Genomic DNA, 12,471 nt, shown 5'->3' with positions numbered 1-12,471 from the left:
GTCTCCGTGACATTCCCTTGCATTGACATTCGGAAGGCTGCCTCCTTTACTGGTACGACCAATTCACGGGAGGCACGAAATGGCAAAATGTGCATTTATCGGGCTGGGCGTCATGGGCTATCCCATGGCCGGCCACCTGCAAAAGGCAGGGCACGACGTTACTGTTTTCAACCGCACCGCCGCAAAAGCAGATAAATGGGCGGGCGAATATGGCGGAAAATCCGCCCCTACCCCGGCCGAAGCCGCCAACGGGGCAGAATTTGTTTTTATTTGCGTTGGCAATGACGACGATCTGCGAAGCGTCGTCCTCGGCGAGACCGGTGCTCTTGCCGGGGCGGCAAAAAATGCTGTGATGATTGACAACACAACAGCATCAGCCGATGTCGCCCGCGAACTATATGCGGCCGCCAAAGATGCCGGTGTTTCCTTTATCGATGCCCCCGTATCGGGCGGACAGGCGGGTGCTGAAAACGGCATTCTTACCGTCATGTGCGGCGGTGATCAGGCGGCATTTGACCGCGCGGCACCGGTTATTGACGCGTTTGCGCGCTCCTGCAAACTGATGGGTGAAAGCGGATCGGGCCAACTGACCAAGATGGTGAATCAGATTTGCATCGCAGGCCTTGTTCAGGGTCTTTCCGAAGGTGTGAATTTCGGTCGCAAGGCTGGCCTTGATATGGAAAAGGTTCTTGATGTGATTTCGAAAGGTGCCGCTGGCAGCTGGCAGATGGAAAACCGAGGCAAGACAATGGTCGAAGACAAGTTTGACTTTGGCTTTGCCGTTGACTGGATGCGTAAAGATCTTGGAATCTGCCTTGAAGAATCGAAGCGCAATGGCGCGCGCCTGCCGGTAACCGCGCTTGTTGATCAATTCTATGCGCAGGTTCAGGAGCGTGGAGGAAACCGTTGGGATACATCCAGCCTGATTGATCTTCTGGCGCGTGGATAAGCAGCACCGCAGAGCTTTCAAAACACAAAAAAAACGCGGCCTTTTGCAGGGCCGCGTTTTTTGACAATTTATCGCAATTAGAGCCCCGCGCGCAAAAGTGGCTCCACCTGATCCCTATACACAGCAAGCTTACCGTCACTGAAATAGCCCACGGCACATTCAAGAACAGTATCACGCTGCAATTCCTTGGCTTTGGCCTCGCCATCGCCTTCGGCGTCCAACGGGTTATCATTTGTTGCAGATTTGCCGATACGGGTAACCTCTATATCGCGTTCGCAACTTGCTGCATCCATTGATGCAAGAACCTTGCGCGGATCGCGGCGACGCGGCGGCAAGGCGTGCTCAAGATCAACCTCCCGCTCGAACTCTTCGGCATCAGGAAGTTTGACTTCGATATCCGGGACAACACCATTGCCCTGGACGATGTGGTTTTCCGGCGTCGTGTAATAACCAGTCGTGATTTTAAGACCACCGCCAGAAGTCAACGGCATGATGCGTTGCATTGAACCTTTACCAAACGACTGTTCGCCGATGATGACACCTCGCCCGTTTTCACGCAGGGCGGCCGCCATCAATTCGGCGCCCGACGCCGATCCACGGTCAAGCAGAATAGCCATGGGCGCACCGTCAAAATAATCGCTGCTGTCTGCTTCATAGCTGCGCAATTTACGTTCGCCCCGCCCTTCGGTCGCAACAATCAGCCCCTTGCTCAGGAATTGATCGGCGATATCGGCGGCACTATCAAGCAATCCACCCGGGTTGCGTCGCAAATCAACGATTACGCCCCGCGGTGAGCCAATCCTGTTTTCCAGCATTTCAAGATATTCGCGTGTCTGATCCAATGTGCTGGCATCAAAACGCGACACACGGATGTAGGCCAAATCGTTATCGATGATTGATGCGGTAACCGACGGCACCTCGATCCGTGCACGTTTCACGGTGACGTCAAAGTTTTCCTGCTTGCGCTGTATCGACAGTGTCACCGGGTCGCCGATGCGACCGCGCATAAGACGGACAGCCTCGGCAATGGGCTCGCCCTTCATTTCATGACCATCAATATGCGTGATCCTGTCATTGGGTTGCAGGCCAGCCCGTGCGGCAGGTGTATCGTCAATCGGTGACACGATACGGATCAGTTTGTCCTCGTCCTGCGAAATCACGATGCCAACACCGGCAAAACTTCCCTCGGTACTTTCCTGCAAACGGCGGAACATATCGTCGGTCATATATGCGCTATGCGGGTCCAGGTCGTGCAGGCTTTCGTCGAGTACTGCACCAACGATGCCGTCTGGCGTGTGATCATCAGTTTCAAGATTTGGCAAACTGGCAATCGCGCGCTCGACAAACGCCGGGCGATCAATATTTTCCACATAGGTATCGGAAAGAACCTGAACCGCTTCGACGAACAGTTTATCGGCGCGATCATATTGGTCGCTGGTCGCACTTTCGTCGACATAGTCGCGGTAGGCATCCAGAAACTGCTGTTCATCATCGCTTGGCCAAACCGGACCGGCACACGCCACCAACCTCGTTCCGGCAAATGAAATCACCACCGCAAGCAAAATCGGTAATATTCCTTTGCGCAGCACCGCCATACTCCTGTGTTTTCTTGTTCTTCAGTTCGTGTCCCGATCACCGGAAGGGCAGTCTAGCTTGCCAAAGCCCGAATGGCGACCCTGCAACGGTTTTCACACCTGATTTATATCGGAACCATTATATATTACCGCCAGTAGTGCGGCGCAACACTCGCTGGTTTTCCAGAAGAACATCCAACTAATAGCTTAGAGTAATTTGGTACTTTCAGAAGGAAACAGACTCGATCTTCTCCCCCCTTGTGATTATGCTATATAGCAACAAAGCCCCGAAACGAGGGCGATACCGAGCGGGCGCCTCACAATTCAGGGAGACGTCTTTTTCCATGAGCGACTATACGCCACCACTCCATGATCTGCGGTTCCTGATCCACAATGTGATCGGTTTGCAAACCGTTTCGGATATCCCGGCCTTCGCAGAAACCAGTCCGGACCTTGTCGATGCCATTCTTGAAGAAGCAGGGAAACTGGCTTCTGGCGTACTGGCGCCCTTAAACCGTATTGGGGATCAGGAAGGTTCGGTTCTTCAAACTGATGGCCATGTTAGAACTCCGACCGGCTGGAAGGATGCCTATGATAAATTCTGTGAAGGCGGCTGGCAGGGCATAAGCGCCCCGCAGACCGAGGGCGGCATGGGGTTGCCGTTGCTTTTGGGTGCCGCCGTAGGAGAGCTTTGGCATTCAGCGAATATGGCCTTTGCCCTGTGCCCCATGCTTACCGCCGGCGCCATTGAACTTCTGACCGCACATGGATCGGACGAGCAACGCGCAATTTATCTGTCACGCATGATAAGTGGCGAATGGACCGGCACGATGAACCTTACCGAACCGCAGGCCGGTTCCGACCTTTCAAAGGTTCGCAGCACGGCCGAGCCAGAAGATGACGGTTCGTACCGGATTACCGGACAAAAGATTTTTATCACCTATGGCGATCACGAGATGACAAGCAACATAGTTCATCTTGTGCTTGCCCGGACACCGGACGCGCCAGACGGGGTCAAAGGTATATCGCTATTCATTGTGCCGAAGTTCGTTGTAAACGCCGATGGCACACCAGGAGAGCGTAACGATGTGAAATGTGTATCACTCGAACATAAGCTTGGTATCCATGGAAGCCCGACGGCTGTTCTTTCCTTTGGAGACAACGGGGGCGCCAAGGGCTATCTGGTCGGACACAAAGGCCACGGTTTGGCGTGCATGTTCACAATGATGAACAACGCCCGTCTCGCTGTCGGGCAACAGGGCGTCGCGATTTCAGAACGCGCCTATCAGCAAGCTGTATCCTACGCACGCGATCGCAAACAGGGGAAATCTCCGACGACCGGGCAGGATGAAAGCATCATTCATCACGGCGACGTCCAGCGCATGCTGATCCGAATGCGCTCAACCGCCGAAGCCGCCCGCGCGCTTTCACTTTATGCCGCGGCGCAACTTGATATTGCTCATCATCATGAAGACGAAAATGAACGCACGAAGGCGCAAACGCGCGCAAACCTTCTGATCCCAATGGTCAAGGGATGGTCAACGGATCTGGGCGTGGAAAACGCATCCCTTGGCATTCAGGTTCATGGCGGTATGGGCTTTATCGAGGAAACAGGCGCAGCCCAGCATCTGCGTGACGCGAGAATTGCCCCAATTTACGAAGGCACAAATGGCATTCAGGCACTGGATCTGATCGGCCGGAAGCTCCTTCGTGATAACGGAGCCGCGATGCGGTCACTGATTACCGAAATGCGTATGTCTGTATCCAAGCCGCATCTTGATGACAATTTGTCTAAAGCGGCGCGGATGTTCGGCCATGCCATCGATCAACTGGAACAAACCACAGAAGATATCCTCTCCAGGTGCAAAAACTCATCTGGCCTCGCTCAGGCTATCGCCTCCCCCTACCTCCGGCAGACTTCGATTTGTGTGGCAGGTTGGTTAATGTTCCGCTCTTTGGAAAAACTGACCGATAGCGACATTGAAGAGGGCTTTGCCAAAGCAAAGGGCCTAAGCTGTAACTTCTTTTTGGCGCAAATCGTTCCCGAATCCGATTTCATGGCACAGCAGATCGCCAATACACGACACGAATTGCTGCATGAAACCGCGCCATTATTCTGACACAGCGTTGCCGTTGAAATCCACCCAACCTCTTCCGGAACAGATTCTCCAGAAGAGGTTACTTTCGCCTTTAACGGCAATCGTTTGCAGCATACTCCACTGCAATCAGCCAGCCCCGTCGCGTAACAGTGTAATTGCCGGGATTTACCCCTAATTTCCTGTTTCGGTTTTTGAACGCTTCTCTATAATCCGGCCAATGAATCGTTTAACCCGATATATGCTGAAACAGCAGTTCATCATGATGGTGTTTGTGACACTTGGCTTGCTATGTGTCATTTGGCTGTCGCAAAGCCTGCGTTTCATTGAAATGATTGTGAACCGCGGCCTTTCGGTATCGGTATTTTTGCAGCTAACATCTCTGCTGCTTCCAAGCTTTTTGGCGATTATTTTACCGATCTCGCTCTTTTTCGTTGTAGTTTTCACATATAACAAACTTATTCAGGACCGCGAGTTGATCGTTATGCGATCCGCCGGGTTAAGCCAGTGGGCTCTTGCAAAACCGACACTCATACTAGCATTGCTGACCGCCGCTTTCGGTTATTTCCTGACGCTGTTTTATCTGCCTTACAGCTACCAGCAATTCAAAGAACTGCAGTTCTCAATCCGCAACGATTTCTCATCCGTTTTGCTGCAGGAAGGCAGCTTTACCGACCTTGACGGTCTGACAGTCTATATCCGGGAAGTCGGGCAGGATAACGAGCTACTTGGCATTCTTGTCCATGATGCCAGAGATCCAAACAAACAGGCCACAATGATGGCCAAAAATGGTGCGCTCGTTCGCACGGAAAATGGTCCGCGGATCGTATTGCTTGATGGAAACCGCCAGGAAGTCAACACGAAGGACGGCACGATGTCGATCCTCTATTTTGACCGCTATGCTGTCGATATTGCGCATAATGCAGAAGATCCGGCCCTTCGTTACAGAGAAGCGCGTGAACGAAGCGTATCCAATCTTCTAACAACCATGCCGCCTGATGTTTTGCCGAATGACATTGGCTCATTTCGCGCTGAAGGACATGATCGGCTACTTTCACCGCTATACTCCATCGGCTTTGCAAGCATTGCACTGGCAGTTCTGGTTTCAAGCAGCTTCTCTCGCAGGGGGCAGACCGGGCGCCTTTTATTTGCGATTGCAATTATGATCGTCTTCCAGGTGATCAGCATTGCAATGAAGAACCTTGCTGCAAAGAATCCCGACCTTGTCCCCCTTATGTATTTGAATGCGCTTCTTCCAATCGCAGGGGGCCTCTACTGGACATTCCGCGGACCGCAAATCCGTGCGAAGGCTGGAAGCCGGGACGAGGTTCCAGCATGAGAATCTCACCGACCCTAACCTGGTATTTCGGCAAACATGTTCTGATATCGATTCTGGGAATTCTCGCCCTTTTGATCGGATTGATCCTGATCGGCGATACAATCGAGTTGCTGCGTCGCGCCGGTGGACGCCCAGATGCGACGGTTGGTATCGTGTTTCAAATGGCAACCAGTCGAATTCCATTCATGACAGAGAAGGTCCTGCCGTTTGCTGTCTTGTTCGGATCGATGTTTTCGTTCTGGAAGCTTACTGGCAATCAGGAGCTTGTCGTCACACGTGCAGCAGGTGTTTCTGCCTGGCAATTCCTACTTCCGCCAATCATGTGCGCGATTTTACTAGGCTCCATTCAGGTTATGGCGCTTAATCCGCTATCTTCAATTTTGCTACAAAGATACGAAACGCTCGAGGCCCGATATCTTCAGGGCAACAGCAGTGTCATGAATCTCTCGTCAAACGGATTATGGCTGCGTCAGGGCACGCAGGATGGACAGGCCGTAATATATGCCCGCGAAGTTCGTGGGCAGGCAACAGATAGAGTTGACTTGCGGAACGTCACCGTTTTCCGTTTTCAGAATGCGGATGATTTCACAACCAGAATTGATGCGCAGCGTGCAGTTCTCGAGCCCGGCACATGGCGTTTCTATGACGCATGGACCTTCCATCCGGGACAGACTAGTGAGTTTTCATCCGAATTGATGTTGCCCACAAATCTGACCGCACGAAAAATCCAGGACAGTTTTGCATCTCCCGAAACGATGTCGTTCTGGGACCTGAAGCCGTTTATCAACCTTTTGGAACGCGCCGGCTTCAACGCAACTCGCCATCGCATCCATTTTCACAGTTTGCTGTCGCGTCCATTGCTGCTTTGCGCAATGGTTCTGATTGCCGCTGCATTCTGTCTTAAATTTTCTCGACGTCGCCGCGCATCTCTTGTTATCGGTGGGGGTGTTGCGACCGGTTTCATTCTTTATTTTTGTACCGATGTCATTTCAGCACTTGGCGTTTCAGGTGGAATCCCGCCCGTCTTGTCGGCTTGGGCACCTGCAGGTATATCTTTGCTATTGGGAGTTTCCACCTTGCTTCATCTGGAGGACGGCTAGCTGAATGGCTCATACAGGGGGAATGATAAAAAGACTGGCAACGGGGACCATCCTGGGCTGTGCATTTGCTTTGGCCGGAACATATTCGATTGCCGCCAAGGCACAGCAGTCCGATGAAGTGACCACTGCAAACGACGAACAGTCCAAGATTCTTTTCAGTGCGGATGAAGTTGACTATAACCGGGAACTTCAAACGGTAACAGCGCGCGGCAATGTCGAAATCTCGCGGGATGGTCGTATTTTGCTGGCAGATACAGTCAGCTATGACAGATCACAGGACGTGCTGACGGCGTCTGGCAATGTCAGTATTACCGAACCAACCGGTGAAGTGACGTTTGCAAGTCATGTCGAACTCTCGGGTGATTTCAAGGAAGGCATTGTTGAAGACATTTATGTTCTTCTTGATGAAAACACTCGAATTGCCGGTACCGGCGCGCGCAGAAGCGGCGGGAATTTTACCGAAATTGCCAAGGCGGTTTACTCTCCTTGCAAGGTTTGCGAAGACGATCCGGAAACACCACCGCTTTGGCGCATCAAAGCAGCCCGTGTTCTTCACGATGCCAAAGAAAAAACCGTGGAATACGAAGATGCCCGACTGGAATTTGCAGGAATTCCGGTTCTTTATTCGCCGTATTTCCAGCATCCTGATCCAACAGTTAAACGTCAATCAGGTCTTTTGGCACCATCTTTTGGTAGCACGAGTTATGTCGGATCGTTCTTCGAATTGCCCTATTATTGGGCTATTGATCAAAGCAAGGATCTGACCCTTCGTCCTATCTACACAACGGACGAAGGCCCGGTTCTCGCCAGTGAGTATCGCCAACGCTTTGACAGCGGTGAAATGGAAGTTGTCAGTAGTGTTACCAGTGACGATACGGACGACTTTCAGGGGCACATTGATGCAAAAGGCCGCTTTGACATCGATAAAACATGGCGGTGGGGATTTGATGCAGAACAGGCTTCTGAAAAGACCTATATGAGCCGATATGGTTTTGGCTCACCATCTGTTTTGACCTCCAACCTGTTCACCGAGGGTTTCAGAGGGGCCAGTTATAGCCGTGTCGACGGCTATTATTTCCAAGGGCTAAAAGCCGAAGATGATCGGGATACGACACCCATCATTTTGCCACACGCACAATTCCACGGTCAAACGGCTCCGGCGAAATATGGCAGTTACACCACCCTTGATTTGGATGCCTTGTCACTCACCCGGGAAGAAGGGGCGGACTCTCATCGCCTTTCCGCCAAAGCAGGCTGGGCACTGCCCTATATCGGATCACTTGGGGACGTAACAAAGCTCTCGATGTCCATTCGCACCGACAATTACCTGGTTTCGGATGTATCAAGAGACGGTCAACAGGATTACGACGGATATGCAGGCCGAATTCTTCCATTGGCAGCCGTAGACTGGAATATGCCATTTGTGAACAATCAGGGCAGCTACCATCATATCGTCAAACCGATTGTCATGGCCGCATGGTCGCCAAACGGCGGAAACCCGAACGAGATTCCGAATGAAGACTCCCAGTCATTCGAGTTTGATGACATCAATATTTTCTCACATGACAGATATAGCGGTATCGACCGTGCAGAAGACGGTTTTAGAACCAGCTACGGCCTTGAATGGGGGGTCTACGGCGAGGAAGGAGGATATACCAGTGCCATGTTCGGTCAAAGCTATCGCGCCAACAAGGGCGATACCTTTGAAGAAGGCTCAGGCCTCGAAGATCATCTGTCGGATTATGTCGGCAGAGTAACCGTCTCTCCAAACAAATATGTCGACCTGACCTATCGCTTCCGGCTTGATAATGAAGATTTCTCGACACGCCGAAATCAGGTATCAGCAGGTTTGGGTGAAAAGGAAACGTTACGCCTTAATCTGGATTACGTTCACTTTGCTGAAGACGCTGGCAGCAACGAGTTAGGACAACGCGAAGAAATTTACTTCCGCGCGGAGCGCCAGTTCAGCGAATTCTGGTCGGGGATGGCATATAGTCGCTATGATCTTGATCAGAACGACCCTCTTGAATACGGTTTCGGCTTTGTTTACGAAGACGAATGCTTCGTGTTTGACGGACGGGTCAGAAGAACATTCTACGAAGATCAGGACCTTGGTCAGTCGGATGAGATTCTTTTCCGACTTGTATTCAAAACACTTGGCGAATTTGCGTCAGCAGCCGGATTATAAGGCAGTATAACTTTGCATAGCACCAGACTTTCTCATCTCGTCGCAGCAATTGCTGTCATGCTTTTTGCTGCTGTTTCGATATCGACAGCAAGAGCTCAAAGCACGATCGGCGTCGCAGCTGTCGTCAATGATGCCCCGATTTCGGTGGTCGATCTGGTAGAACGTATCAAGCTTGTCGCTGCCTCTTCCAATATTCCGATGAGCCCGCAACGAAGCCAGGAGATGGCACCACAGATTTTACAGCAGTTGATTAATGAAAAGCTGCAACTGCAGGAATCTGAACGTCGCGGCTTTGAGGTGACGGACGCAGATATTGATCGCGCCAAAACCCTGATCGAGCAAAATTCAGGATTGCCAACGGGTGGGCTTGACCAGTTTCTGGCTCAGAATGGTATCGCACCAGAAACCATAAGAAACCAGATCCGTCCCCAAATTGCATGGCAGAAACTTTTGGGTTCCATGCGTCGCGAAATCGAGATTTCCGATACAGAAATTGATGACAACCTCGAACGTATTCGCAGCAACCAGGGCAAGCCGCGTAACAATGTTCAGGAAATTTTCCTGCCTGTCGATAATCCGCAGGACGAAACCAAAGTTTACCAGAATGCCCGCGAGGTGATCCGGGCCCTTGAACAGGGGGCTAATTTCGGCGGTCTGGCGAGACAGTTTTCGGCAAGCTCAAGTGCAGCAAACGGTGGTAACCTGGGCTGGCTTTATTCCGGTGAAATGGCCGGAGAATTGCAGCAGGCCATTAACCAGATGCAGCCGGGCGATGTAAGTGATCCTATCAGAACCATTCGCGGATATTACATCCTGAAACTGCTTGAACGCCGTCGGGGAGATGCCAATGCCCTGACAGATGTCCGGCTTGATCTATATCAGCTCTTTGTTCCAATTGCAGCCAACACGCCTCAAGATGAGGTCAACTCCAAACTTGGTATCCTGCAAAATGCCAAAGAAACTGCCGATAGTTGCCAATCATTGGCAAATGTCGCGGTTGACCTTGGTTCGGACATGAGCGGAAAGACCGAAGGCATATCACCAAACGATCTTGCAGGACCTGTACGCAATGCCGTCGCAAATCTGGATAAAGGCGGTATTTCCGATCTGATCAAGGTTGATGGCGGTGCCCTGCTTGTCATGGTTTGCGACAAGACAGAAGAAAGTACTCTTCCGGATCGGGAAAGCATACGCCAACGTCTTGAAATGGAACGCCTCGAAATTCTGGCGCGCCGTAAACTGCGTGAATTGCGCCGCAATGCGTTTATCGATATCCGGATGTAATCCGGAAAGGACGCCAGCCGATGAGCAACATCAAGCCGATTGCAATGACACTGGGAGAACCGGGCGGCATCGGCCCGGAGCTCGCCCTCAAGGCGTGGCTGTCGCGCAAAGACCATGTACTTCCTCCATTTTTCATTCTCAGTCCCAAGACAATCATGGATCAAACCATCGAAAGTCTTGGGCTGCGGGTAAAAACCAAGGTGATAAACGAGGTCAGCCAAACAGGTAAGTTCTTCGAGGACGCCCTTCCGGTTTTTGAAATTCCCGGCACAGCACAAGATATCAAACATGGAACGGCATCCAGCAAAACCGCATCTATTGTCATAGACAGCATTACCCATGCCGTTAACTTGACGCGATCAGGAACAGCAAGTGCTGTGGTAACCAACCCGATCCAGAAGAGCGCGCTTTATCAGGCCGGTTTCAAACATCCCGGCCATACCGAATTTCTGGCAGAGCTTTGTGGTCCGGGCACCATCCCGGTTATGATGTTGGCCAATAGTCAATTGCGCGTCGTACCGATGACAATCCACATCGCCCTTTCGGAAGTGCCAAAGCAACTTACCAGTGAAATGATCAAACAATTGGTCCGCATCACGTCAAAGTCGTTGCAACGGGATTTTGGTCTGGAAAAACCAAGGCTTGCGATTGCCGGCTTAAACCCGCATGCAGGTGAAGATGGATCAATGGGCGACGAAGAAATCAGGATAATGCGCCCTGCCATAAAGGCATTGCAGGATGAGGGGTTTGATGTCGTTGGGCCCCTCCCCGCAGATACCATGTTCCATGCCGAGGCACGTGCAAACTACGATGTCGCCCTATGTCCCTATCATGATCAGGCTCTGATTCCGGTCAAAACACTTGATTTCCATGGCGGTGTGAACGTCACGCTAGGATTGCCCTTTATCAGAACGTCCCCTGATCACGGGACGGCTCTTGATATCGCAGGTAAAGGCATCGCACGGCCTGACAGCCTGATCGCGGCCATCAAAATGGCGGCTGAGATGGCACATAAACGAGTAGCCGGCAACGCTGCCTCACAAGGAGCCTGACATCGTGTCAGACCAGAAAGACGAAACCGCCAGCCTTGCCAATGATGGGCTTCCCCCCTTGCGCGACGTCATTGCAACGCATGGACTGTCCGCGCAAAAGAAGTTTGGCCAGAATTTCCTTTTTGATCTGAACCTGACCGGGCGGATCGCGCGCGCGGCCGCACCACTGAATGACGCAACAGTAATTGAAATCGGTCCAGGTCCCGGCGGTCTGACGCGCTCCTTGCTTTATCATGGCGCAAAGAACTTGACGGTTATCGAACGTGATCCCCGTTGCCAACCGGTTCTTGAACAAATCAGCAATCACTATCCGGGGGCGCTTCATGTGATCGATGGGGATGCGCTTGACGTTGATGTTACGTCACTCGGCCCGGCTCCGCGAAAGATTGTCGCCAACCTTCCCTATAACGTGGGCACGCAACTTTTGCTGGGCTGGCTGATGCAGATTGATCAGTTTGCCAGCCTGACTTTGATGTTCCAGAAAGAAGTAGCAGAGCGCGTTGTCGCCGCCCCGAAAAGCAAGGCCTATGGCCGCCTTTCGGTCCTGTGTCAGTATTTATGTGACTGCCAGATACTTTTTGATGTGCACCGTAGTGCCTTCACCCCACCGCCCAAGGTAACCTCAGCTGTCGTTCAACTGCGTCCCAAAGCAGATCGCGGCAAAGCTGTAAATCTTGTCAGTCTGGGCAAGATCACACAGGCAGCCTTTGGCCAAAGGCGCAAGATGCTGCGCGCCAGCCTGAAGACATTGAACATGGATGTCGGAATGTTGTTGGAACGTGCACAAATTACCGAGACAGCACGTGCCGAAGAATTAAGTGTAGCCGATTTCGTTCGACTAACACTTGTTCATGACGAAATGGCCGCCTGATCAGGCGACCATTTCGGA

The 12,471-nt window shown here is 51.9% G+C and carries 9 protein-coding genes; 8 read left to right on the top strand and 1 reads right to left on the bottom strand.

Features of this window, described 5'->3' with window-relative positions; translation table 11 throughout:
• Positions 1-22: 22 nt before the first annotated feature.
• On the top strand, positions 23-949 hold the full coding sequence (locus tag ABIE64_RS03390; RefSeq protein WP_278371519.1) for an NAD(P)-dependent oxidoreductase: 927 nt from the start codon (positions 23-25) through the stop codon (positions 947-949).
• A gap of 77 nt (positions 950-1,026) precedes the next feature.
• Here the strand turns inward: ABIE64_RS03390 and ABIE64_RS03385 are convergent, their stop codons facing one another.
• Positions 1,027-2,544: a S41 family peptidase gene (locus ABIE64_RS03385; protein ID WP_037990114.1), complete on the bottom strand. Its 1,518-nt coding sequence runs from the start codon at positions 2,542-2,544 to the stop codon at positions 1,027-1,029.
• Positions 2,545-2,867: 323 nt separating this feature from the next.
• Here ABIE64_RS03385 and ABIE64_RS03380 point away from each other — a divergent pair, with 323 nt between their 5' ends.
• The 7 genes from ABIE64_RS03380 (at position 2,868) to rsmA (ending at position 12,453) form a co-directional block, all read left to right on the top strand.
• Positions 2,868-4,643, top strand: coding sequence for an acyl-CoA dehydrogenase (locus ABIE64_RS03380; protein ID WP_354376628.1), 1,776 nt, complete (start codon positions 2,868-2,870; stop codon positions 4,641-4,643).
• Positions 4,644-4,839: 196 nt separating this feature from the next.
• Positions 4,840-5,958, top strand: coding sequence for an LPS export ABC transporter permease LptF (gene lptF, locus ABIE64_RS03375; protein ID WP_354376627.1), 1,119 nt, complete (start codon positions 4,840-4,842; stop codon positions 5,956-5,958).
• On the top strand, positions 5,955-7,058 hold the full coding sequence (gene lptG / locus ABIE64_RS03370; RefSeq protein ID WP_007090341.1) for an LPS export ABC transporter permease LptG: 1,104 nt from the start codon (positions 5,955-5,957) through the stop codon (positions 7,056-7,058). Before lptF ends, lptG begins: the two co-directional genes overlap by 4 nt.
• Before the next feature lie 4 nt (positions 7,059-7,062).
• Entirely contained in the window at positions 7,063-9,246 is a 2,184-nt protein-coding gene (locus ABIE64_RS03365) for an LPS-assembly protein LptD (protein ID WP_247643620.1), read from the top strand.
• Positions 9,247-9,258: 12 nt separating this feature from the next.
• A complete protein-coding gene (locus tag ABIE64_RS03360; RefSeq protein WP_278371521.1) occupies positions 9,259-10,530 on the top strand; it encodes a peptidylprolyl isomerase in 1,272 nt (423 codons plus the stop codon).
• Positions 10,531-10,550: 20 nt separating this feature from the next.
• A complete protein-coding gene (pdxA, locus tag ABIE64_RS03355) occupies positions 10,551-11,582 on the top strand; it encodes a 4-hydroxythreonine-4-phosphate dehydrogenase PdxA (protein WP_071241154.1) in 1,032 nt (343 codons plus the stop codon).
• A 4-nt stretch (positions 11,583-11,586) separates the two neighbouring features.
• Entirely contained in the window at positions 11,587-12,453 is an 867-nt protein-coding gene (gene rsmA, locus ABIE64_RS03350; RefSeq protein ID WP_071241153.1) for a 16S rRNA (adenine(1518)-N(6)/adenine(1519)-N(6))-dimethyltransferase RsmA, read from the top strand.
• The last annotated feature ends 18 nt before the right edge of the window (positions 12,454-12,471 follow it).

The sequence above is a fragment of the Thalassospira sp. MBR-102 genome, assembly GCF_040549275.1.
In the GTDB taxonomy this organism is placed as follows: domain Bacteria; phylum Pseudomonadota; class Alphaproteobacteria; order Rhodospirillales; family Thalassospiraceae; genus Thalassospira; species Thalassospira xiamenensis.
The sequence above is the reverse complement of the archived record's forward strand: the minus strand, read 5'-3'. Positions and strand labels throughout refer to the sequence as shown.